General features: G+C 57.8%; 18 protein-coding genes. 11 read left to right on the forward strand and 7 right to left on the reverse strand.

Annotated elements, in window-relative coordinates:
- Positions 1-54 precede the first annotated feature (54 nt).
- Positions 55-192: a photosystem II reaction center protein K gene (locus tag NC979_RS08635; protein WP_017299971.1), complete on the reverse strand. Its 138-nt coding sequence runs from the start codon at positions 190-192 to the stop codon at positions 55-57.
- Positions 193-307: 115 nt separating this feature from the next.
- Entirely contained in the window at positions 308-1450 is a 1143-nt protein-coding gene (gene tgt / locus NC979_RS08640; RefSeq protein WP_190514726.1) for a tRNA guanosine(34) transglycosylase Tgt, read from the reverse strand.
- Between the two features lie 156 nt (positions 1451-1606).
- Here tgt and NC979_RS08645 point away from each other — a divergent pair, with 156 nt between their 5' ends.
- On the forward strand, positions 1607-1939 hold the full coding sequence (locus tag NC979_RS08645; RefSeq protein ID WP_190514727.1) for an ArsR/SmtB family transcription factor: 333 nt from the start codon (positions 1607-1609) through the stop codon (positions 1937-1939).
- Between the two features lie 51 nt (positions 1940-1990).
- On the opposite strand, the gene NC979_RS08650 is transcribed toward NC979_RS08645, so the two are convergent.
- Positions 1991-3463 (reverse strand): peroxidase family protein, encoded by a 1473-nt coding sequence (locus tag NC979_RS08650; RefSeq protein WP_190514728.1) that lies wholly within the window; start codon positions 3461-3463, stop codon positions 1991-1993.
- Between the two features lie 326 nt (positions 3464-3789).
- On the opposite strand from NC979_RS08650, the gene carB reads away from it, so the two are divergent.
- Complete coding sequence (carB, locus tag NC979_RS08655) at positions 3790-7059, forward strand: carbamoyl-phosphate synthase large subunit (RefSeq protein ID WP_190514729.1); 3270 nt, start codon at positions 3790-3792, stop codon at positions 7057-7059.
- Between the two features lie 280 nt (positions 7060-7339).
- Positions 7340-7981, forward strand: a complete 642-nt coding sequence (locus NC979_RS08660) for an AbiV family abortive infection protein (RefSeq protein ID WP_190514730.1) — start codon at positions 7340-7342, stop codon at positions 7979-7981.
- A gap of 108 nt (positions 7982-8089) precedes the next feature.
- On the opposite strand, the gene NC979_RS08665 is transcribed toward NC979_RS08660, so the two are convergent.
- Positions 8090-8212, reverse strand: a complete 123-nt coding sequence (locus NC979_RS08665; RefSeq protein WP_255524776.1) for a hypothetical protein — start codon at positions 8210-8212, stop codon at positions 8090-8092.
- A 123-nt stretch (positions 8213-8335) separates the two neighbouring features.
- Here NC979_RS08665 and groL point away from each other — a divergent pair, with 123 nt between their 5' ends.
- From groL to NC979_RS08680, 3 genes are all read left to right on the forward strand, one after another.
- Complete coding sequence (gene groL / locus NC979_RS08670) at positions 8336-10027, forward strand: chaperonin GroEL (RefSeq protein WP_190514731.1); 1692 nt, start codon at positions 8336-8338, stop codon at positions 10025-10027.
- 97 nt (positions 10028-10124) lie between these two features.
- Positions 10125-11369 carry a magnesium/cobalt transporter CorA gene (gene corA / locus NC979_RS08675; RefSeq protein ID WP_190514732.1) on the forward strand — a complete coding sequence of 415 codons (1245 nt, stop codon included), beginning with the start codon at positions 10125-10127 and terminating at the stop codon, positions 11367-11369.
- Between the two features lie 105 nt (positions 11370-11474).
- Positions 11475-12014, forward strand: coding sequence for an adenine phosphoribosyltransferase (locus tag NC979_RS08680; RefSeq protein WP_431191043.1), 540 nt, complete (start codon positions 11475-11477; stop codon positions 12012-12014).
- 106 nt (positions 12015-12120) lie between these two features.
- Here the strand turns inward: NC979_RS08680 and NC979_RS08685 are convergent, their stop codons facing one another.
- Positions 12121-12882 (reverse strand): PrsW family intramembrane metalloprotease, encoded by a 762-nt coding sequence (locus NC979_RS08685; protein ID WP_190514733.1) that lies wholly within the window; start codon positions 12880-12882, stop codon positions 12121-12123.
- Between the two features lie 197 nt (positions 12883-13079).
- On the opposite strand from NC979_RS08685, the gene crtL reads away from it, so the two are divergent.
- The 4 genes from crtL (at position 13080) to cax (ending at position 18026) form a co-directional block, all read left to right on the forward strand.
- The gene (gene crtL, locus NC979_RS08690; RefSeq protein ID WP_190514734.1) at positions 13080-14309 is read left to right on the forward strand and encodes a lycopene beta cyclase; all 1230 of its coding nucleotides are present in this window, start codon (positions 13080-13082) and stop codon (positions 14307-14309) included.
- Positions 14310-14521: 212 nt separating this feature from the next.
- Positions 14522-15985, forward strand: a complete 1464-nt coding sequence (locus NC979_RS08695; protein WP_242023790.1) for a type IV pilus twitching motility protein PilT — start codon at positions 14522-14524, stop codon at positions 15983-15985.
- A complete protein-coding gene (locus tag NC979_RS08700) occupies positions 15978-16739 on the forward strand; it encodes a circadian clock KaiB family protein (protein ID WP_190514736.1) in 762 nt (253 codons plus the stop codon). Before NC979_RS08695 ends, NC979_RS08700 begins: the two co-directional genes overlap by 8 nt.
- 210 nt (positions 16740-16949) lie before the next feature.
- Positions 16950-18026 (forward strand): calcium/proton exchanger, encoded by a 1077-nt coding sequence (gene cax / locus NC979_RS08705; RefSeq protein ID WP_190514737.1) that lies wholly within the window; start codon positions 16950-16952, stop codon positions 18024-18026.
- 199 nt (positions 18027-18225) lie between these two features.
- Here the strand turns inward: cax and NC979_RS08710 are convergent, their stop codons facing one another.
- Positions 18226-20574 carry an NACHT domain-containing protein gene (locus tag NC979_RS08710; RefSeq protein ID WP_190514738.1) on the reverse strand — a complete coding sequence of 783 codons (2349 nt, stop codon included), beginning with the start codon at positions 20572-20574 and terminating at the stop codon, positions 18226-18228.
- Between the two features lie 48 nt (positions 20575-20622).
- Positions 20623-22059, reverse strand: coding sequence for a hypothetical protein (locus tag NC979_RS08715; protein ID WP_190514739.1), 1437 nt, complete (start codon positions 22057-22059; stop codon positions 20623-20625).
- A 281-nt stretch (positions 22060-22340) separates the two neighbouring features.
- Here NC979_RS08715 and NC979_RS08720 point away from each other — a divergent pair, with 281 nt between their 5' ends.
- Positions 22341-24743, forward strand: a complete 2403-nt coding sequence (locus tag NC979_RS08720) for a glycoside hydrolase family 31 protein (protein WP_242023832.1) — start codon at positions 22341-22343, stop codon at positions 24741-24743.
- The last annotated feature ends 13 nt before the right edge of the window (positions 24744-24756 follow it).

Genomic DNA, 24756 nt, shown 5'->3' on the forward strand with positions numbered 1-24756 from the left:
AAAGCCCCAGCGTTACTAACGCTGGGGCTTAGCTCTACTAAGAATGTAAAAGGTTTATTTGAAACCGACGGAAGCCTGCCACACAAAGGCCAGCAGCAGGAAGAATACGGGGATGATGGGCAGCACGTCTACCAGGGGGTCGAACAGGGAGTAGGCCTCGGGCAGTTTGGCCAGCAGCATTGCGACTTCCATTAATGATTATCCTCTCGTTACACAGCCGGGACAGACCAGCCTCAGACCTGAGCCGAGCCTTACCCTGAGCGCCCTGGCTGAAATCTGAGAATTGGTAAATTTTCTTCGCATTTTATCATGGCAGGGGGGCGTCTTCGGTGGTTGCGATCGGGTTTGGGGCTAACCAATGGGCAAATTCTGTGGTGAAGCGATCGCCCAAAATCGCCTCTCGGATCCGCTGAGTAAACCGCACTAGCTCGGTGATGTTGTGGATCGAGATCAGGGTGAAAGCCAGCATCTCCTTGGCGTGGATCAGGTGACAGAGGTAGGCGCGGCTGAAGTTTTGACAGGTGTAGCAGGGGCAGGTGTCGTCAACGGGGGTGTAGTCGCGGCGAAAGCGCTGGTTTTTGAGGTTCCAGCGATCGCCTGCTACCAGCGCTGCTCCATGGCGAGCTAGCCGAGTGGGGATGACGCAGTCGAATAGATCTACTCCGGCGGCGATCGCCTGGGCCATTTCCCGATAGGTGCCCACTCCCATCAGGTAGCGGGGCTTGTGCTCCGGCAGGCAGGGGGCGGTGGCCTTGACGATAGTTTCAATCAGCTCTGGCGGCTCGCCCACGCTGACCCCGCCGATCGCATAGCCCGGCAGATCCAAGGTCGCTAGCTGCTGCGCGGCCTCGGTACGCAGGTCGGGATAGACGCCCCCCTGCACAATGCCAAACAGCGCTTGATCGGGCCGTCTATGGGCCTCGACGCAGCGCTGGAGCCAGCGCCAGGTGCGATCGGTGGAGGCTTTGATTGTCTCGCGACTGCACGGGTAGGGAGGGCACTCGTCAAAGGCCATGATCACATCGGCCCCCAGATCGTTCTGGATTTGAATTGAGGTTTCGGGGCGGATATTGATGATGCGACCATCTTTGGGCGATTTAAACGTCACCCCGTCTTCAGTGATCGTGCGCATCTGGCTGAGGCTAAATACCTGAAAGCCGCCCGAATCGGTAAGCATCGGGCCATCCCAGCCCATGAAGCGGTGCAGGCCGCCCGCCTCGGCCACAATGTCTTCGCCCGGCTGTAGGTGTAGGTGGTAGGTGTTAGAGAGCACCATCTGTGCCCCGGTAGTGGCCAACTGGGCCGGGGTGACGGTTTTGACGTTGGCCAGGGTGCCCACAGGCATAAACCGGGGCGTGCGGACGGGGCCGTGGGGAGTGATGAAGGTGCCCGCCCGCGCCTGGGTGTGGCTACAGCGAGCGTCGCAGCTAAAGGAAAAAGCCTGGGTCAAAATGCAGCGTTCCGAGGAGCAGGGAGAATGGCAAAGCGGCATATATCGTAGCATTTGGCGGCGATCGCAGTTGCTCTGTGCCCTCAGCTGATGTCTTGTCGCTTTGCTACTCTGAGTCTAGATATTGTTTGAATATTGTCTGGGGTGGGGCAGCAAATGACCACGGCTTCAGAGAAACGGTCTGATACTCTACTGACGCGCTTCAAGGCTCTGTCTGACCCGCTGCGGCTGGAGGTAATTGAGTTGCTGCGATCGCAGGAAATGTGCGTGTGCGATCTGTGCGATCGCATGGAAATTGCCCAGTCAAAACTCTCCTTTCACCTCAAAACCCTGCGCGAGGCCGGGCTGATCTCCGCCCGTCAAGATGGCCGCTGGATCTACTACAGCCTCAACCCTGCCGAGTTTGGCGAACTCGAAGACTACCTCAGCACCCTGCGCCAGCTCAGCCCCCAGCGACCAGCCTGCCCCTGCCCGCCCGATCGCCTGTAGGGGCACAGCATGCTGCGCCCCTACAAACCAGGTAGCAATTGGCGTTGAGCCTTAGCCAGCGGACACCTCGGCGGGTTGAGCGACCTCAACGGGTTGAGCAGGGGCTTCAGCGAGTGGGGTAGGCAAGACAGGGGGCTCAGCTACTCCAGCAAACTTCAGCAGGTCGGCCATTTTGAAGTCACCGCCGGTTCCTAATCTGGGCGTCCAGTTGGGCTCTTGGCAGAGGTACGACAGCTCGTCAGATTGCAGCAGGCCAATAAACACCTCGGCCACAATGCGACCGCCTACAGGACCGAGCGATTGGCCATCGGCGCGCTTGTCGGCCTCCCGCAGCACGTAAAACCATAGGGGCGTGTTGTGAGCCAGACCGGCATCGATCGCGGCCACATCCGCCAGGTCAGCGGCAGACAAGGGTGCGATTCCCATTTGGCCGGCGACGGTTTGGCCTGAGGGTAGCCCAAAGGTCAGGTGGCGCAGCAGGTTGCGTTGGGCCAGCGAGGCCGGGTTCGACGCCATATTGGGTGGAATAAACGGCAGCTGAAACAGGGGGCGCGAGATGGTGGCATCAATGCGCTGGCTCAGCTGAGGCGTGGCAGTTTCATTCACTTTGAAGAAGTTCTGCCAGTCCATGACCCGCTCAGGAGGTAACGGTTTGCCGCTCGACAGGTCGTTACCGCCCGAACCGGGGGCCGCAAAGATCGCCGCCGCAAAGTTTTGGTTGATGCGGTAGCCGCCGCGCACCTGGCTGTGGCCAAAGCGGTAGGCCGCTACCGAAAATTCTACCGGAATGTAGGGCTCGCGCCGCCAGCGAGTGCTATAGAAGCGACGGCCCCGCTGCAGCACGGTGTCGACCACATTCTGGCCCACCAGCAGCGGCAGAAACTCGTGCAGCACAATCCACTGATAGTGCCAGCGCACCAGCTTTTGGGCTTCGTCAAACAGCTGGCCGGGGTTGACGCCGTCGGCCTTGAGCTTGTCGATCATCGCGTTGTGGAACTTGACGAAGGCCAGGTGCAGCTGCGACACAATCAGGTTTTCGTCGTTGCGGGGGTCGCCCAGCAGCGCGGTGCCCTGGCTGTTGCGGGGCAGGTCGTGGGGGCGATCGGCGTCGATCAGCAGCTTGCCGCGATTGGCTGGGCTGTTGTCGTAGAGAAAGGGGCTGGCAGTGGGGCCAGCGCCATAGACGCTATCCAGCTCAAAGGATGGCGTGCGGAAGTTTTCGATCGCCTCAGGATCCGATTGGCGCTCTAGACTAGAGGTGGGGTCAAAGGTGAGGTCGTGGTCAATGAACTGGCCCAAAAAAGTAAACCCAGCCGGAATCGTGGGGTTATCGGGGTTGTTGGTCGGGCCGGGGTCCATAATGCCTTCGGCTTTGCCCAGCTCCATCAGGGCTTGGCGAACGGCGGGGGTGTCTTGAGCAAAGGGGCGCGTGCAGCGAAACATTCTGCCGAAGCGGCCCCGAGCCGGAACCCGAAAGCGCGGGGGCGCCGTGTCTCTGAGATACATTTGACCGTGCCGTGTCATGGCATACCTCGTGTAGTTCAACTCGGTGGATGGCCCCATCATGGCAACGGGGTTGAGGCGATCGCAGTACCCGCGCGGGTACTTTTTCGGGGGTTAGGGGTGCAAGGTAAGGGGGGCAGGGACAAGGCTTGGTGTCGCCCCTTAAACCCTCCACCTGAAACCCTGTACCCCTCATCCTGGGTTCGGGAGTTTTGCTTAAATTCACTAAACGCTGACATTGGCTCGCAGCCCCGAAGAATCCCGCCGGAATGCCGCAACCTAAGCAAACGAATCTGGCAATTAACCCTTAGAATGATTTGGATTTTTCCTTCGCACCCGTGCAGCCTATGCCCCGCCGTGATGACATCAAAAAGATTCTGCTGATCGGCTCTGGCCCGATTGTCATTGGTCAGGCCTGCGAGTTCGACTACTCTGGCACCCAGGCCTGCAAAGCCCTGCGGGAAGAGGGCTTCGAGGTGGTGCTAATCAACTCCAACCCGGCGACGATTATGACCGACCCGGAGACAGCGGATCGCACCTATATAGAGCCGCTGACCCCCGAAATCGTGGAGCGGGTGATCGAGCGGGAGCGCCCCGACGTGCTGCTGCCCACCATGGGGGGCCAGACGGCGCTGAATCTGGCGGTGACCCTGGCTAAAACCGGCGTGCTAGAGCGCTATGGCGTCGAGCTGATCGGGGCCAAGCTTGAAGCCATCGAAATGGCGGAAGATCGCAAGCTATTTAAAGAGGCGATGGCGCGCATTGATGTACCCGTGTGCCCGTCAGGCCTGGCCGAAACCATGGATGAAGCGAAGGAAATTGCCAAGCAGATCGGCACCTTTCCCCTAATCATTCGCCCGGCCTACACCATGGGCGGTACTGGCGGCGGCATTGCCTACAACCAGGAAGAGTTTGAAACCATTTCGCGATCGGGCCTCGACGCCAGCCCGGTGTCGCAGATTCTCGTCGAGCAGTCGCTGCTGGGCTGGAAGGAGTACGAGCTAGAGGTAATGCGCGACCTAGCAGATAACGTGGTGATTATCTGCTCGATCGAAAACCTCGACCCCATGGGGGTGCATACCGGCGACTCGATCACCGTGGCCCCGGCCCAAACCCTGACCGATAAAGAATACCAGCGCCTGCGCGATGCCTCGGTCAAGATCATCCGCGAGATCGGGGTAGAGACTGGCGGCTCGAACATTCAGTTTGCGGTCAACCCCGACAACGGCGACTTTATCGTTATCGAGATGAACCCTCGAGTGTCGCGCAGCTCGGCGTTGGCCTCAAAGGCAACGGGCTTCCCGATCGCAAAATTCGCCGCCAAGCTGGCAGTGGGCTACACCCTCAACGAAATTTCCAACGACATTACCAAGAAAACCCCGGCCAGCTTTGAGCCCACTATCGACTACGTGGTGACCAAAATTCCCCGGTTTGCCTTCGAAAAATTCCCCGGCACCACCTCGACCCTGACCACCCAGATGAAGTCGGTGGGCGAGGCGATGGCGATCGGCCGCACCTTCCAGGAGTCGTTCCAGAAAGCGCTGCGATCGCTGGAGACTGGCCGGGCGGGCTGGGGCTGCGATCGCGCCGAAAAACTGCCCAGCCTCAACGAAATTCGCCCCAAGCTGCGCACCCCTAACCCCGATCGCATCTTTGATCTGCGCCACGCCATGCAGCTCGGCCTGACTGTCAACGATATCTTCGACCTGACCGCCATTGACCCCTGGTTTCTCAACCAGCTAGCCGGCCTGTTGCAGACCGAAAAGTTTCTCAAGCGCACTCCCCTGACAGAGCTGAGCTATGGGCAGATGCGGGCGGTCAAGCGCCAAGGCTTTAGCGATCGCCAGATCGCCTACGCCACCGGCACCCACGAAGACGCCGTGCGTGACTACCGCAAGGGGCTGGGCGTCATCCCCGTCTACAAAACCGTTGACACCTGCGCCGCCGAGTTTGAGGCCTTTACCCCCTACTACTACTCAACCTACGAAGACGAGACCGAGGTGCTGCCCAGCGATCGCCCCAAGGTGATGATTCTCGGCGGCGGCCCCAACCGCATCGGCCAGGGCATCGAGTTTGACTACTGCTGCTGCCACGCATCCTTTGCCCTGCGCGACGACGGCTACGAGACGATCATGGTCAACTCCAACCCGGAGACGGTGTCGACTGACTACGACACCAGCGATCGCCTCTACTTTGAGCCCCTGACCAAAGAAGACGTGCTCAACATCATCGAAGCTGAAAACCCCATCGGCATCATCATCCAGTTTGGCGGCCAAACCCCCCTCAAGCTCGCCGTTCCCCTTCAGCAATACCTCGCCTCCCTGCCCGCCGCCGACCCCTCGGCTAATCCACCCATCCACCCCCCCACCCAGATCTGGGGCACCTCCCCCGACTCCATCGACACCGCCGAAGACCGCGAACGCTTCGAGGCCATTCTGCGCGAACTCGACATCAAACAGCCCCCCAACGGTATGGCCCGCAGCTACCAGGATGCGCTCAAGGCGGCCCAGCAGATCGACTACCCCGTAGTGGTGCGCCCCAGCTACGTGCTCGGTGGCCGCGCCATGGAAATCGTCTACTCCGACACCGATCTGGAGCGCTACATGACCTACGCGGTGCATGTGGAGCCCGACCACCCCATCTTGATCGACAAGTTTTTGGAGAATGCGATCGAGGTGGATGTGGATGCGATCGCCGACCACACCGGTCAGGTCGTCATCGGCGGCATTATGGAGCACATCGAGCAGGCGGGCATTCACTCCGGCGACTCGGCCTGCTCTCTCCCCACCATGACCCTGCCCGACGCTGCCCTCGCCACCATCCGCGACTGGACAGTGAAGCTGGCCAAGCGCCTCAAGGTGATCGGCCTGATGAACATTCAGTTTGCAGTCAAAGGCGACCAGGTCTACATCATCGAGGCCAACCCCCGCGCCTCGCGCACAGTGCCTTTTGTGTCGAAGGCGATCGGCCATCCCCTGGCTAAGATTGCGGTGCGGGTGATGTCGGGCAAAACCCTGACCGATTTAGGCTTTACCGAAGAGGTAATTCCCCAACACATCTCCGTTAAAGAAGCGGTGCTGCCCTTCGATAAGTTTGCGGGCACCGACGCCCTGCTCGGCCCTGAAATGCGCTCCACAGGAGAAGTCATGGGCATTGACGCCGACTTTGGTAAAGCCTTTGCCAAGGCCGAACTAGGGGCCAACCAAAAGCTGCCCCTCGCTGGCACCGTTTTTATCTCCATGAACGATCGCGACAAAGCCGCCGTCATCCCTGTTGCCAAGGAACTGGCCGACATGGGCCTCAACCTGATCGCTACCTCCGGCACCCGCGCCGCCCTTATGGATGAGGGGCTCACCGTAAACCTCATTCTCAAAGTCCACGAAGGCCGCCCCAATGTTGAAGACGCAATCAAAAACAACGAAATTCAGCTGATTATTAACACCCCAGCCGGCAGTACTGCCCAGGAGGACGATCGCTCAATTCGCCGCACAGCCTTGGCTTACAAGGTACCGATCATCACTACAATCGCGGGAGCTAAAGCAACAGCCTCGGCCATCCAATCCCTGCAACAACACCCCCTCCAGGTGAAGTCCCTTCAGGAGTATGTGGGTATGTAGGCTGATTTTGCAAAAAGCTCTGCTCTGCGGGAGTACATAACACGGAGATAGCATAGGAGATGCTAGATAATCCCTGCCTTCAAGGAATTATCCAGCGAAGGTGGTGAATAATATACCGAGTCCCCATATCTCACTCTCAAGTTCATTGAATAAAGCACAAAAGTTACGAACTTTTCGACAAGCATAATGTTCAATTTCCTAGGATTTAGGTGTTATCCCACAGGCCTACTAGATAATGCTGGAAATCAAAGGCCTTATGTGTCGAATTGGCACTTAGTATGTGATTAGCAGCACGGGAGATACTGTGAAGAAAAAGGGATATCACATAGCATCTGAAGCCTCTTTAGTAATTTCTGACGAATACATAGGCTTATATGGTCGTGAAGAGTACAACGCTGCTGTCACTCATGTTTGTGATTTGATTCGAGCATCATATGCTTTGTTTGTGAATGGTAGTTATGCTCCTTCTGTTTTCTTGTCTATTACTGTCTTTGAAGATATTGCAAAAATAAAAGCTGGCCATATGCGTGCCTGGGGAAGTGAAAGGGAAAGGGTAAAGCGAAATAAAGACCCTCTCTTTCATCATGGGAAAAAGCATAAAATTTCGGTTGATCCTATTTACTTAATAGGTGATCGCATCGCCAATAGCATCGGTGATGAAAGAGCTAAAGAGATATTTGAAGGTTATGAATTAGGAGACTATTCACGGCTTAGGGAAGAGTCTCTGTATTTTTCACGCACCAAAAATGGATTGCACATCCCAGCGCGGAGTATAAGCCTTAGGCTAGCTGCCGAACACCTTCTGATAGCCATCGAGATATTCAGCGACGAATTTTGGGGAGTGACTGCTGAGGCTTCGGAGACTTGTGATACGACCGATGTACTGTACTCGGAAGTTGAAACAGTACTTAAGAGCAGCTAATGCCTGTATAAAGCCAGTTTAAAGGGTGCGCTTTAAAACCCCTGAGGCTTCTGTTATTTAACTATTTATCCAGCCGTCACCCCCTTGCCTGCGGGTCGTTACCCTAAGCTATTCGCCGCTGCGGTCTGTGGGTACAGGGTTTGACCAGGCGATGCGATCGCAGTACCCCAGTGCGGCTATCTGGTTAGTGGTCTCCATCAGCGCGGCATAGTCTAGACAAGACAGCCCCATCTGCCGTAGAGGATCGGTTATTGCGACTTACCGACCGTCTCCCACAGCGGTACTCTAGCGAGGTTAGCACTCTGGCATAGTGAGTGCTAAGTTTGTCTCTGGAGAGCTGAAAGACAGGACGACATGGCAAAAAGAATTTCCTTTGATGAGGCTTCGCGGCAGGCCCTCGAAAAAGGCGTCAACGCCTTAGCCGACGCCGTTAAAATCACCCTCGGCCCCAGGGGGCGCAACGTCGTACTTGAGAAAAAGTACGGGGCACCACAGATTGTCAACGACGGCATCACCATTGCCAAAGAGATCGAGCTAGAAGACGCCTTTGAAAATATGGGTGCTCGCCTCATGCAAGAGGTGGCCTCCAAGACCAAGGACCTGGCGGGCGATGGCACCACCACCGCTACCGTGCTGGCCCAGGCCATGGTTAAAGAAGGTCTGAAGAACGTGGCAGCGGGCACCAACCCCGTTAGCCTGCGCCGCGGCATCGACAAAGCCGTTGCCCTGCTGGTGAGCGAAATCGCCGCCGTGGCCAAGCCCGTAGAAGGCAATGCCACCATCGCCCAGGTCGCCACCGTCTCCGCTGGCAGCGACGAAGAGATCGGCAAAATGATTGCCGAAGCCATGGATAAGGTGACCAAAGATGGCGTCATCACCGTGGAAGAATCGAAGTCTCTCTACACCGAGCTAGATGTTGTCGAGGGGATGCAGTTCGATCGCGGCTACATTTCCCCCTACTTCGTCACCGACCAAGAGCGCATGGTGACCGAGCTTGACAACGCTCGCGTACTAATCGTCGACAAAAAAATCAGCTCTATTCAAGATCTGGTATCGGTGCTTGAGAAGGTAGCCCGCGAGGGTGCTCCCCTGCTGATCATTGCTGAAGACATCGAAGGCGAGGCTCTGGCGACCCTGGTGGTCAACAAAGCCCGCGGCGTGCTGAATGTGGCGGCGGTGAAAGCGCCAAGCTTTGGCGATCGCCGTAAGGCCATGCTTCAAGATATCGCAGTACTCACTGGCGGCCAGGTAATTTCTGAAGAAGTCGGCCTCAGCCTTGATACCGCCGACCTGTCCATGCTGGGCTTGGCTGTTAAAGCCACCATCACCAAAGACACCACCACCCTGGTGTCGGATGCGGGCAACAAAGCCGACATCGACAAGCGCATCGCTCAAATTCGTAAAGAGCTGGCCGTCACCGACTCTGACTACGACAAAGAGAAGCTCTCCGAACGCCTGGCTAAGCTAGCTGGCGGTGTCGCCGTAATCAAAGTCGGGGCCGCCACCGAAACCGAGCTCAAAGATCGCAAGCTGCGCATCGAAGATGCCCTCAGCGCCACCAAGGCTGCTGTAGAGGAAGGCATCGTCCCCGGTGGCGGTGCTACCCTGCTGCACTTGGCCCCCAAGCTGGAGTCGCTCAAAGCTTCTCTCAGCGCTGAGGAAGCCATCGGTGTAAATATTGTCATGCGGGCTGTGGAAGCACCCCTGCGGCAAATCGCCGACAACGCTGGCCAACCCGGCTCTGTGATTGTCGAAAAGGTGAAGGCCATGAGCTTCCCCACGGGCTACAACGCCCTCACGGGTGCCTACGAAGACCTGATTCAGGCGGGCATTATCGACCCGGCTAAGGTCGTGCGCTCTGGTCTGCAAGATGCGGCCTCGATCGCAGGTCTGCTGCTCACTACCGAGGCCCTAGTCGTCGATATCCCTGAGCCTCCCGCTCCCGCTGGTGACCCCGGCATGGGCGGTATGGGCGGCATGGGCGGCATGGGTGGCATGGGCGGCATGGGTGGTATGGGTGGCATGGGCGGCATGGGCATGATGTAGTCTGCCCCCAGTCATCTCTGAATAAATGCTTAACCCATAGGGGCACAGTTACGGCTGTGCCCCTATGCTTTATGTGGAATCGTTGAGAGTCAGAGCCATGTCGCGCCGCACACCAAACCCAGGGGGCTACCCATCCTCCTCGCCGGGCCAAGCCAATCAGGCAAGGGTCGAGCGAGTTGACGCAGAGGCGTTAAAAGCGGCGGCTTTTAACACCCTCAACGCCTCGCCCCGCGAGGGCAGAAAGAAACTGATTGACTTCAACTATTCGACCCCCGGTACGCTCCCTGGCACGTTGAATATTCCTGACGACGCCCTGCCCACAGAGCTGCATTTGATGGACTATGGCCCAGACACCCTGCGTACCGCCACCATCGACCACCCAGTTGAGTGCGAGGCTCTTGGCAAGCCCGAAACCGTCACCTGGCTCGATGCTCGCGGGTTGGGCAGCGAAGACATCCTGCGGCAAATCAGTCAGACCTTTGGCCTCCACCCCCTGATACTCGAAGACATTGTCAATGTGCCCCACCGTCCCAAGATCGACTTTTACGACGACAAAATTCTGATCATCATGCAGATGGTGCAGCCCAAAAGAACCGGTTCTGGGGTGGGCAGTGAGCAGGTGAGCTTTGTCATGGGCAATGGCTTTCTGGTCACGTTTCAGGAAGAGCCAAATTGGGACTCGTTTAACCCGGTGCGCGATCGCATTCGGCGCGGCACCGGCACCATTCGCACGCAGGGGGCCGACTACCTGGCCTATGCCCTGATGGATACCATCGTCGATAGCTTCTTCCCGGTGCTAGAGGTGATTGGCGAAACCCTCGAAGATCTCGAAGAAGAAGTGGTTGCCAATCCCACCAATGCCACCATCAAAAAAATTCACCGCATGCGCCGGGCGCTAATGAAGCTGCGTCGCTACATCTGGCCCCAGCGGAGCGTCATCAACGGCCTGATTCGCGATAGTGACGACCTCATCAGCCAGGAAGTGCGCGTCTACCTGCAAGACGTCTACGACCACATTGTGCAGGTCGTCGACATCATCGAAAACTACCGCGAAATCGCCTCCAGCCTAATGGATGTCTACCTCTCCTCCATCAACAACCGTATGAACGAAGTGATGAAGCTGCTGACGGTGATCTCCTCCATTTTTATTCCCCTCACCTTTATTGCCGGCGTTTACGGCATGAACTTCGACACCGAGAAGTCACCCCTGAACATGCCCGAACTAGGGTGGTACTGGGGTTACATCATCTGTCTCTCAGTGATGGCCGTAATTGCCGTGCTGCAAATCTACTTCTTCTGGAAACGCGGCTGGTTTGACAACTTCTCCACAACAAGGCGATAGAAGAATAGCGAGATCAGGGAATGAAACCTTTGTCATAGCTCTCACCTTCCTTGCCTTCCTCATCTTCCCTATCTTCCTCACCGCCCAATGCCCCACGGTGATACCATGGCAACGGCTTTTACCTGCACCCCGATGGATCTCAGAGCCCACATCCGCGACGTTCCCGACTTCCCTAAGCCCGGCATTCTCTTCCGCGACATCACGCCGCTGTTAGGTGACCCCACCGCGCTGCAATACAGCATCGACTTGTTCGCCGAGCAGGTGGAGGATTATCGCCCCGACTACATCGCGGGCATAGAGTCGCGAGGGTTCATATTTGGCATGCCCCTGGCCTACAAGCTGGGAGTGGGGTTTGCTCCAGTGCGTAAGCCCGGCAAGCTCCCCGCTGCGGTGCACACCGCCAGCTACGCGCTGGAATACGGCAGCGACACCCTCGAACTGCACCAAGATGCTTTTCCATCGGGTAGCCGGGTGCTGATTATCGACGATTTGATTGCTACAGGGGGCACGGCGGCGGCCGCCGCCAAGCTAGTTGAGCAAACCGGCTGCACCCTTGCCGGGTATGGCTTTGTAATTGAGCTAGTGGGTCTAGAAGGCCGCACCAAGCTCCCCGACGTGCCGGTCACCGTCCTATTGCAGTACTGATTCGAGATAAAGGGAAGGGTAGAGGACTGTCTCAATGCAGCAGTAGATCGGCCCTCACGCAGGGGCAAGGGCAGACGCCACTTGCCCTTGGCGTTTGTTCACCCTGTCATGCCCCAGAGCCGTCTTGAGTTTTGGGTGTCAGGGCTAGGGCGTAGCGCAGGCAGCGCATCACCACAAACCACAGCACTGCAATCACTAGCACTAGGCCCACCCGGTTGAGCCACCAGCTCGTCTCCATCGCTAGGGCATTAAAGGCAGCGTGGGACAGTATGGCCGCCACCAGGCCGTTGCGAACCAGCCCACTACCCTGCCCACTAGGCGCAAATTTTGCCATCCCCAGGGCATAGCCCCATAGCGACGACCACAGGGCATGACCAGGAGCGCTCAGCAGTCCCCGCAGGGCAAACATGCTGAGTACGGCGGGCCAGGCGGTGGTCAAGGCATTTCCCGGTACGCCTAGCCGCGCTACAGCGAAGTAGGCGTAGAGCATGGAGCCAATTACCTCTAGGGTGGCGAATCCTAGGCCGGCAGCGGCGGCAAAAGTAATCCCGTCCACAGGTTCGTCAAATTCAGGATGGTTGTAGACGCCCGCTTTCACCACCCAAAACTTAATCAGCTCCGCCACAATTGGTACCACTACCACCGCCATTAGCCAGGCCGGTAGGGGAACAAACTGCCGCACCAAAAATACTGGAATAAACGCCAGAATTCCTAAGCCAAAAATTTTGAGTACCAGCCCTCGCGGCTCTGGGTTGAGCTTGTCGCGAGTGTAGAAAAACCACAGCAAAAACGCCAAAGGGGCCAAGGCTAGGGCCACTATGCCCACCACCGTAGCCAGTACGTTGGGATCGCTCGCAAGATTTGCCATGGCCACATATTCGGGTTAAATCGCCTCTGAATGATACATCGCCCGGCTGCGGGCGGGGGAGATTAGAGACGGCGAGCATCCGAAGCGTTTAATCTGTTTGCCGCCCGCACCCTCTCACCCTTAGCCTCGATCTGCCCAATAACGACCGCAATCTTTGTAAGATAGGGATTCACAGCAAACGAGGTTGCAAGCAGTTCATGCAGGATGTGTTGGTCATTGGCGCGGGGCCGGCGGGGCTGTCGCTAGTGGCAGCCCTGGCAGAGTCAGGGCTGGCGGTGCAGGGATTGGCCCTAGGCGATCCGGCGCACCCCTGGCCCAACACGTATGGCATCTGGGTTGATGAACTCGAAGATGTGGGTTTGGTGCCGTTTCTAGAGCATCGCTGGAAGGACTGCGTGATGTACGTCAACAGCGGCCCTGTGCCCCTGCACCGCGAGTATGGGTTGCTGAGCAACAATCGCCTGCAATCCCACTGGCTGGGCCAGGCTGAGCAGCACCGGGTCACCTGGCATCGGGATAAAGCCATTCACATCGAGCACAGGCCTACCCATACCCAAGTGACTACCGCAGCGGGTGAAATACTTACTGCTCGGCTGGTAGTTGATGCTACAGGGCATCAGACGGCGCTGGTGCGGCGTCCGGAGGCTCCGGAACTGGCATTTCAGGCGGCCTATGGCGTTGTGGGGCGGTTCTCTAAGCCGCCTACCAACCCCCAGCAGATGGTGCTGATGGACTTCCGCGATGACTACCTTACTCCAGCCCAGCGCCACGAACCGCCTACGTTTCTCTACGCCATGGATTTAGGCGATGGAGTGTACTTTGTAGAAGAAACCTCGCTGGCTCACCACCCTGCGATCTCGATGGAGACGCTTGAGCGGCGCCTTCACCAGCGTTTAGGCCACCGGGGCATTGAGATTAAAGAAACACACCATGTGGAGCGGTGCCTGTTTCCGATGAACCAGCCGCTGCCCGATTTTACTCAGCGAGTGGTGGGCTTTGGCGGGGCCGCTAGCATGGTGCATCCGGCGTCGGGCTATATGGTGGGAGCGTTGCTGCGGCGAGGGCCGGGGCTGGCGGCGGCGATCGCATCTGCCCTCAGCTCATCCCAAACTACCCCTGACCAAGCGGCCTACCAGGCTTGGCAAGCCCTCTGGCCCGCTGAGCGCGTGCGCAAGCACTACCTCTATCTCTTCGGCCTCGAAAATTTGATGGCCTTTGACGCGCCGCAGCTGCATCAGTTTTTTAATGCTTTCTTTAACCTGCCCACCGACGACTGGGCCGGGTTTTTGACCGACGATCTCTCGCTGCCTGAGGTGGTGCAGGCCATGCTAGGTCTATTTGGCCGTGCGCCTAACCCGGTGCGCTGGGGGCTGATGCGATCGGTATTTAGCCACGGCCACCTGCTAGGACGCACGCTGATGAGCTAATTGGGCACAGGTTGTATACTCAGGGGTTATAGCCAGCCCATTAAATCCTGCGACTGTTGTTAGACTGTCGTGGCATTGCCAGAGGTAACGGACTAGCTAAGTTCTGCACCCAATGTGGGCAACCTGACTGTATTCCACGGGCATACGGGCTGCCCTGCCCCAGCCCAGCTGTTGTACCTGTCGCTGTCGAGTCCATCATGGAGAACCCTTTCATGGCTGAGTTACCCAACGCCCCCGGGGCCCAACCTGCACCACCACCACCGCCTAGACCTCCCCAGACGGCGGCCCAGGCCCAGGCCTCAGCCCAAGCTCGAGCCCAGGCTGCTGCGCGTGCCGCAGGTCAAGCGGCAGCTCAGGCAGCGGCAGCGGGTCACGCTCCAGCGGCCCACCAGGCTCCGGTTGGTCAGGCTCCAGCAGCGCGTCAGGCTCCGGCAGCGCATCAGCCCCCAGCCCCAGCCGCTCAAGCTGCGCATCAGCCTCCGGTCGGTCAAGCTCCAGTAGCGCATCAGCCCTCAGCCCCAGCGGCTCAAGCTGCGCCTGCCCCAGGGCAAGCCCGCCACCGTCCGCCTTCGCCGCCACCTATGCCCAAGGCAGCAGAAACCTTCAAGGTAGGCAGCGGGCTAACCCTAGAGAAAATTGTGCGCGAGGCTTTCGATAAGGGCTTCTCAGACATTCACATGGGCGTGGGGGAAGTGCCGCGATTCCGCGATCGCGGCGATATCGCAACTACCGAGTATCCCGTCACCGACGAAGCCACTTTCTACGCCTGGCTCGAAGAAATCCTCAAGCCTGAAGAGATTCAAGAGTTTCGCCAAACTCTTGATTTTGACGGAGCTGCTCAGTACGACTTTACCCGCATTCGGATCAACATCTTTGACTCCCTGCGCGGCCCTGCTATGGTGCTGCGTCTGATTCCGGTGAAAATTCTCACCCTCGACCAGCTAGGGTTCTCACCCATCTTTCGCGATGTGTGCCACTACCACAAAGGGCTGGTGCTGGTGACTGGGCCTACGGGTTCGGGTAAGTCGACCACCATGGCGGCGATGATTGACTATGTCAACACCGAGATGCCCAAAAACATCATCACCATCGAAGACCCGGTGGAATTTGTGCACACCAGCCGGCGATCGCTGATTAAGCAGCGGGAAGTCGGTATGCATACCCAAAAATTCGACAACGCCCTCAAAGCCTCCCTGCGGGAAGACCCCGACATCATTCTGGTGGGTGAAATGCGGGACAAAGAAACCGTCAACACCGCCCTCAAAGCGGCTCAGACCGGTCACCTCGTGATGGGTACCTTGCACACCAACAGCGCCGTCAAAACCGTAGAGCGGATTCTCAACCTCTACGAGCCTGAGCAGCAGGCGCCGGTGCGGGTCTCCCTAGCGGAGTCACTGGTGGCGGTGATTGCCCAGGGTCTCTGCCGCACCACCGATGGCAAGCGGGCCGCCTTCCACGACATTTTGATCAACACCGATGCGATCAAAGACTACATTCTGCGGGGACAGCTCGACGAAGTCGAAGCGCTGATTCCCAAATGTACCTTCGACGGTATGTGCACCATGAACCAGTCGCTCTACGCCCTCTACGAGTCGGGGCGGATCACCGAAGAGACTGCGCTGGAAATGTCGCCCAAGCAAAACGAAATGGCCCAAATGCTGCGCGGCCGTGTCTAATGGCACTGCGGTTGGTGCAGTCGCCTCTAGCTTTAAAGGTATTGCCCTCTTTACCCCGGGGGGCGACTGCGTCTACTGCATTGATGAGCAAAAGCGGGCCCACTGGCACATCGACCTCTGTGCGGCTTTACAAACCCACCTGGAACTGGCGGAGCCGCCCTACTTTTTGCTGCCCTGCTTTACCGCTACCGTAGATCGCTGGGTTAACTCCGCTACTCAAGCACCTGTGACCGTGGCCGAGGCTTACCCCCGAGTCCTACGGTTTCAACCCCTGCTCAACGCGTTGTTTGGCCTGGGGGAATTGCAGTGGCAGCCCAACTACACCAGCGCTGAAGAATGTTCGGTAGCGCTGATCGAGTCGTACCAGTCCACCTTTCCCGAATTGTGGGAATGCCACGATTTAGTGATGCGCGTCGAGCAGGCGATCGCTGTTCCTACGCCCACTACACCGCTGCTGGAAATACCGCTAGCGGTTGACCCGCTGCCTCAAGCGCACTGCTTCAAGCTGTTTGTCAGGGCTACCGACACGGCTGTCACCGAAAAAATGCTGCGGTTTTTGTACACCACGCTAGAGTCAACCCTGCCTGGTGCCTACACCCTCCAGGTAATTGACGTCACCACTCACCCTGACGAAGCCGAGGCCGCTAATATTACGGCGACCCCAACCCTGATTCAGGTTTCTCCAGAACCCGTGCGACGGGTAGTGGGCAGTGTACTTAGCCAAGAGCAGATGATGCAACTGCTGGCGGGGTAGCCGAGCGGCACAAATCGGTTCTGTGACTGCGGTGCCCGAGAAGCGTACGCGCTTAGGCCATTTCTGCAGACGCATCACGGTGCTTTGCAGCGGTGGAATTTGCTAAGGTGATTGCGCAGAACAGCCTCTCAACCGAGAATGGGCAGAAAAATGCTGCATGGGTGAAGTATTGTTTCTTCCTGGCCCACCTATTCCTTTAACTGGTTATTTATGTCGATAAAAAACATTGTCTCCCTGGGCCTGCTGCTCTTTATTCCCATCTCGATCGCAGCAGAGCGGCTGGAGTGGGGTGCCCTAACTATATTTGTGCTGTCGGCGCTGGCCATTGTGCCCCTGGCGATTTGGCTGAGCACCGCTACCGAAGAGCTAGCGGTGGTGACCGGGCCAACTATTGGTGGGTTGATCAATGCCGTCTTTGGTAACGCTACCGAGCTGATTATTGCCCTGGTCGCCCTCAAGGCGGGGCTGATCGACATTGTCAAAGCCAGCATTACCGGGTCGATTTTGGCCAACCTGCTGCTGGTGTTGGGTCTGTCGATGTTCTTTGGTGGGCTGCGCTACAAAGAGCAGGAGTTTAACCAAAACGTGGCGGGTATTAATGGCAGCACCATGGCCCTGGCAGTGACGGCGATCGTGCTGCCGGCCATGGTGATCAACACCTCGAATATTGTGGAGCCGAGCGCCATTAGCCGTCTGTCGCTGACCGTGGCGGTGGTGATGATTGTGGTCTATGGGCTAACGCTGCTGTTTTCTCTAAAGACCCACAGCTACCTCTACGACGTGGGGGTAAGCGATGCTGAGGGCGAGCACGGCGAAGGCGAAAAGCCCAACGTGGCGCTTTGGCTAGGGGTGCTGCTGGCGGCCACCATTGGGGTGGCGGTTGAGTCAGAAATTTTTGTGGGCGCGGTGGAAGAAACGGCCACCATGCTGGGGCTGACCGACCTGTTTACCGGGGTGATTTTGCTGCCCCTGGTGGGTGGCGCAGCGGAGTACGTTACGGCCGTGCGCATGGCAGTAAAGAACAACATGGATTTGTCGGTGTCGATCGCCATGGGGTCGAGCCTGCTGGTGGCGCTGCTAGTGGCCCCCGTTTTGGTGATTATCGGCTACTTTATTGGCCAGCCTATGGATTTGAACTTTGGCCCTTTTGAGGCGATCGCGGTAGTAATCGCTGTCGCTGTCGTTAACCTAATCAGCCAGGATGGCAAATCGAACTGGCTGGAGGGGGTGCTGCTGCTCTCCACCTTCGCCATTCTTGGAGCTTCGTTTTTCTTTCACCCGGTGTAGGGAGAATTAGCGGTCAATCTCGATTACTCCTAGGGTGGGCGGTGCATTGCGGTCAAGAAGGTGAATCGCACATTTGCCAAAGAGAGGTATGCCGCGAATGCACCATACCTCTGGAGCACCCCTTCGTGCCAGTTAATGGATCTTTGCAAGGTAGGTGAATCGTGTGAAAAGTGGCGTTTTACAAATGTTGGGAAAACGGCTAGGACTGGTTCACGCTACAGCTCACGAGTCTCTGCGCGAGAAAAGAGAACAAAAAGATATCTAACCCCTTCAAATCCACCGAAAGAACACGCAAAGCACCTCCCAGCGCTGGCAACTCACCGGCAGGGGATTTTTCTTGGTCATACTTAAGTTCGTCCTCAGACATATAATGATTTGCTGTTAAATCTTGCCACCCTACTTCACGACAGAATTTATTCCAATCATCCCCCAAAGCAATTGGGCTACCCCATTCCTGCCAAATTTTCTTTTGAGCGCTAAAGCCAAATTTGCCATTACTGTATTTGCCCCAAAGCTGATCAAGGCTGCGCAGATCATTGCAGGGAAACTCTCCTAGATCTTTGCGATCAAACCACTGTCCTTCTTCCTTGCCCACAGTGGTAATCATCAGCCGATGGGTTTCTTTGTCGGCGTCGCGCCACTGCCCAGTTTTCAGCAATTCCTCCAGCTTTTGATATTTCGAGTCTTGGGTAACATTCTTCAAATTTTCCAGCAGCACCTTGAGGTCATCTTGAATTTTGTTGGGGCGGGGGTATTCTTGCAGAGCCAGGGTGGCGAGTTCTGCCGCTTCGCCACCGGGTTCACAAGCTTTGCGAATTACCTGGTTTAGCAGCCCTGGGGTGAGCTGAGCGGTGTAGAGCAGCACGGTTTCACGCCAGAGAGCTTCGTTCCAGTTTTGCAGCACCAGCTGGGCATTTTTTTGCAGGGTTTCCCGGTCTTGAGGTTTGGCCAACCAGGTCGCGGCAAAAAAGCCTTGAAAGCTGGCATGGGGAAACTCATACTCACCCGGTTCGCGCTCGACCAGTAGTTCGCTGACATCCACAATGGATTTAAGCCAGTCGGCGGGGTCAACTTCTTCGGCTTGCAGCAGTGGGTGCTGGGATAAAAAGTGTAGCAATGCTCCCCGGTTAATAGTGAGCCGTTGGGTTTTGGAAGTCACCATGCCAATGGCGAGTTCCTGAAGCAGGGCCATGCTTTTGTCGTAGGGCAGGGGCATTTGAACGAATCGAGCGCGGGGGCGATCGTCGAGCTGAAGCTTGCAAATGCCTTGGTAAAGGCCAAGACGCTGGCGGGGTAGCTCGGCGGCGATGTCGAAGCGGTGAAAGGTCACCAGCATGTTTAGCAGCAGCGGATTTTCGGCCATGTAGCCTAGCTCTTCGCTACGGGCCTGTAGCTGGGCAATTAGATCGTCGGAGCGCTCTTGGGCGACTTCCTTAGCTTGGCGGTGCTGCTTTTCGCTGCGACAGCACCGCTCTTGGCACAGGTACCACCGTCGAACAAACGCCTCTTGCTGGGCTAGGTTGAACTTATTGACGTAGATGGGGATCGCAGGCTTTTTAGCCTGGTAGTCTTTGTACCCAGCGGGACGAGACGTAAGAATAAACACCGACTGGGGATACTCAGCCATTTGCCTGCTTAGCCACTGGCTGACCTGGGGGCGCTTTTCGGCGGGGATTTCGTCAAACCCATCGAACATGACCAGGGCTTTGCCTTTTGTCAAAATATCCTTAGCCCAGCCAGCGGGTGGGGTGAGGGGATGATTCTTTGACAGGCTGGGGATGTGGTGCTCGTTAATGAGCTGGGGCAGGTTGGGAGGCTGGGGCTGGGTAAGTTCGCTAACCCAGTCGCGCAGGCGCAGCAGCACGGGTACCAGCTTGGGGGCACGGTGGCGGCGGTGTTTGCCCTGGCCGTAGATCAGGGTAATGTGGCGCAGCAGGGTAGTTTTGCCCATGCCGCCCTTGGCCAAAATGCTCATCTGCCGAAACTTGCGGTCTTTATTGGTGCGAGCCAGCAGCTTCCAGATATCGAGGTTTTCAGAGCGGAGGCTGGGATCGTTTTGCCAATCGTCGCGGCGGTTTTTAGCGTTTACCAATGCGCCCCCGGTTGAGGTGCGATCGCTCAGGGCACCGCTGCTGATCGCCCCGCTCAGATCGAGAGGCACAAACACCTCTTCGAGTAGGGGAATGGCGGTGCGATCTGGGTTGAACCCTTCGACGGTGAACTCTTCGCAGAGACGAGTCTGCTGTTGCAGGTAAGGGCCAGCAAAGTCTGAGCGCAAAGACAGCACAGAACATTCAACCCTGTTGATGCCCCAGTCGAGAACTTGATCGAGCTTGGGGGCTAGCTTTTTGCCGAGCTTGATGATGACTAAAACAACTGCCGCTCCTGCAAAACAGATAACTGCTTCACCCCACTGCCCAGCGCGCGCGTTGGTAATGCCCACAAAGCTTAGTGCCCCCGGTACCCCTAGGGAAACCAGTTTAGTATCAAGCAGTTCAAAGACTTTCTCAACAGTGGTAGGAGTATAGTCTGGCGGTGGTCCAGCCATGGGGGAAATTTAGAATTGCGTTACCCCATAGTATTCGCAACTCTGGCTTCAACAGCTCAGCCAGTCTACGGCGTAGCGATCGCCCCGTTGCTCCAAAAATTCCCCCAGCTGGTGCAGGGTTAGTGGTTTAGGTATGGGGAATTGCCCTGGCATCTGCTTCAGATCTAGGTAGTGCTGAATGATCGAGGCATTGTCTCGCGGAAAGCGCTGCTCTTTGACGCCCAAAAATTCGCCCCGACGGCGGGCCTGAGACAAAATTTCTGATCGCCACTGCTCAATCGGGGCAATCCCTAAAGAGTTGATGCCGTTGGAAAACAGGGTGAGATAGATGTCGTCGTAGGGTTCGGTGGTTTGCAAATAGTCCTTGAGCAGCCCCAGGGAAGTTTGGTCGTTAAACACTGTCCAGTAGGGCACCAGACCGAGGCGCATGCATAGCCAGGGGTGCAGGTAGACAAACGACTCGGCCAGCAGGCGGTCGCTGGGCACACCCAACTGGTCATACCACCAGCGGTGCAGGTCGGCCACCAACGGACTGAGGGATTGGGGATCGTCAAACATAATTCGCTGCACCTTGAAGCCGTTCTCCTCGGCAAAGGCGATCGCATCTTCGCGCAGAGCCGGCTCAAAGCCCCATTCCGCCTCGGGCCAGTCGCCGTCAGAGGGGGGGCTGTGCCAGTGGCTGTGCTCAGACCCCTGCTGCTTAAGAAATTCTGCTACCCGAGGGCTGCCCTCGACATATTCTGCGCGATGAATGCCGCCCTTGCCGCCCACCTGAAAGAAATGGCGATCGCTGACCTGGGTGGCCGGCCACTTGTACTGACATTCCACCAAAAAGAGGGTGCCCCCCGGCATCAGATTCTGCTGCAAAAACTGCCGATAGGCGGACCCCAGCCGCCTGCGCTTGAGCCGAAAGTAGGCCACCTGTCCCACCTTCAACCGGTCTTGGTTGGGGTCGTGCATTTGGTAGGCCGCCAGGTCGGGATTCGCCGCTAGCAAACGCTGCACTCGGTCTTTGGCCCAGGTTATGACCTGCTTAGGGTCATCTTTGTCGCCCGAGTGGCGGGCGCAGACCAGCAGGGTTTGGGGCAGCCAGGGAATGCCCAGGGCCGCGCACAGATGAGAGACCGCTCCGTTAGAGGAGCCCACCATCATGGCCGGATACTGCCGCTGGGGGTATTGATTAACCGCCCATTGAGCCAGGGTTTCGGACCGCACTTGCTCTAGAGCCCCTGGGCTAGAGGCATCGAGCCAGCCTAACCCGGTGATGATGGCATCGTTAATTGCATTGGGCAAACTGCCGATGGCCTGAGCCAGCCCTACCGCCAGCTGAGGCACCGGACCCCCAGCTGGCAAATCCTTTCCGTTGAGATAGTTGGCGGCCGACTGTAGCCCCTGGGTGGCAGAATCCATGCCGGTCACGTACTGGGGCTTAATTCCTCGGGCAGCTAGTTGCTGATTGATAGCCAGATAAGGAGAAAAAGGCACAGCTGCTCTCAAAATGGGCGAAGTGTTTGGCCCTATTAAATCCTAGCGGAAGGGTTATTCCCATCTAGCTGCGGGCAGAGGGGGAAGGAGGGAATGGGCTAAGGGCTAATTCTCTCTGTGGGTAGACAAATTCTTTGGGCCTTTAGGGGAAGTCGTGGCCTCAGCTTGCCCCTAGCCTGACAAAGAGGAATCACTTGGGGGCAAGCAAAAGAATGGCTGTGCTAAAACCACTTTGGCTAAGGCTGAAATTTGTGCTGCAAGCCCTGTGGTTTTTGAGGTACATGCCCTACGCGATTTGGTACTCGTGGCAGCGCGATCGCCGCGATCGCCTCTACCAAACCCCGCCAGCAACTGCCCCCACGGTCGTAGGCAAAGGACTTCATGCCACCCCTACCAAGCGGGGCGCTGAGATTGAGTTTGAGCACGCCTCCCTCGAACTCGCCTTTTTAACACCAGATTTTGTTCGCGTCACCTGGCAGCCCGGTCGGCTGCCCCTGCCCTACGGCTTGGCCGACCACCCCTGGCCCGCTGTCACCACCCAACTAGAAGAGCAGTCTCAGGGATGGGTGCTCTCTAGTCCTGAACTCACAATCAGCGTAGGTTGGGACGGCAGTTTGGCGATCGCCGATCAGACCGGCCAGATTCGCCAAGAACTCCCTCCCCGGCGTTTAGGAGAAGGGTGGCAGCAGACTACCCCCCTGCGGAACGAAGAGTGCCTCTACGGTCTGGGGGAACGGGCAGCGACCTTTAACCTGCGGCGGCCCGTAGTTTTAGAGCAGAGCGGCCCAGCCCAGACCAAAACCTACCAGTTCTGGAACTACGACCCCGGCAACATCTACGAACCCGGCACCGACCCGATGTATATCTGCATTCCGGTGTACCTGGGTCTGCACCGGCAGGGCAGCTATCTGGTGTTTTACGAAAACACCTTTCGGGGCGAGCTACGGCTGGGCCAGCAAGCCACCACCACCTTCGAGGCCGGTGCCCTGCGCTATTACCTGGCGATCGGTGCGCCGTCCCAGCTCATGCAGCGCTACACCCAGCTCACCGGGAGAGCACCCTTGCCGCCCCGCTGGGCCCTGGGATATCACCAATCGCACTGGGGCTACCGCACCGAGGCCACCCTGCGCCAGGAGGTGCAAAACTTTCAGCAACACGACCTGCCCCTCAGCGCCCTGCACGTGGATATTGACTGCCAGGTCAACCACCGCGCCTTCACCATTGACCCCCAGCGGTTCCCCAAGTTTCGGCAGTTTACGGCGGAGCTAGCGGCAAATGGCGTGCGGCTGATCGCGATCAACAATCCCGGCATTCAGCACAACCGCCACAGCAACCTGTTCTTAGAGGGGCAAATTCTCGACGCTTTCTGCACCTACGCCGACGGCGATTTGGTGGTTGCCCCCGTCTGGCCGGGGCGATCGGTCTTTCCTGACTTTACCGATCCGATTGTGCGCGACTGGTGGAGCCGCCAGTTTGCTTACCTGCTCCAGGCGGGGGTAGCCGGTTTTTGGAACGATATGAATGAACCGGCGGCCTTTGTGGCTTGGGGCGACCCCACTCTGCCTTTGGCAACCCAGCACAAGCTAGAGGGGCGCGGCGGCGACCACCGCGAAGCCCACAATGTCTACGGCATGCTCGAAACCCGTGCCGCCTTTGAAAGCCTGCGGAGCCACCGGCCCCATATTCGTCCCTTTGTGGTGACGCGATCGGGCTGGGCCGGGCTGCAACGCTACGCCTGGACCTGGACCGGCGATATCGTCTCGACCTGGGAGGCGCTGCGTCAAACCGTAGCCACCGTTTTGGGTCTGGGACTGTCGGGGGTGGCCTTTTGCGGCCCTGACATTGGCGGGTTTTTGGGCAATCCAGGGCCTGAGCTGTACCTGCGCTGGTTTCAGATGGCCACTTTCATGGTCTTTTACCGCACTCATAGTGCTGTCAGCGTGGGGCACCGCGCCCCTTGGACTTACAGCGAACCTTGCCTCAGCATTGCACGCCGCTTTTTGCAGCTCCGCCAGCAGCTGATGCCCTACTTCTACACTCTAGTGTGGGAGACCGCCGAGCAGGGACATCCCCCTGTGCGCCCGCTCTTCTGGCTGAACCCAACTGATGAAAGTCTGTGGAACCGGGAGGATGCCTTTTGTCTGGGGGACGCGCTGCTGGTGTGCCCGGTGATGACCCAGGGAGAGCGCTGCCGCCAAGTTGCCCTTCCCCCCGGCGATTGGTACAGCTTTTGGGATGACACGATATGGCAGGGCGGGCAAGCCGTCGAGCTACCAGCTCCGCTGGAGCAAATTCCTCTGCTGGTAAGGGGGGGTAGCATTTTGCCCCTGGCTGAAGGTGAAGACCTGACCCTGCACCTCTACCCACCGGCCTTGGGTCCTGATGGGGAGGGAGAAAGCCAGGGCCAGCTCTATAACGATGCTGGGGAAGGCTACGGTGACTCGCGATTAGACCGATGGCACCTCAGCCAGCAGGGGCAAACCCTAACCCTCACCTGGCGATCGCAGGGAGACTACGAATTTCCCTATGGACGGGTAAACCTGCAACTGCATGGGCCAACCCTGGAGCAGGCCTGGGTGGATGGTCGAGAGGTAGCGGTGGCAGGGCAAATGCTATCCGGTGCAGTCTTTGAGCAGATCAATCTGAAGGTGCGGCAGGATGAGTGGTTAGGTGGAGGTAGCTAGGGCAATCAGCAGG

Origin of the sequence: Leptolyngbya subtilissima AS-A7, assembly GCF_039962255.1 — a bacterium.
In the GTDB taxonomy this organism is placed as follows: Bacteria; Cyanobacteriota; Cyanobacteriia; order Phormidesmidales; family Phormidesmidaceae; genus Nodosilinea.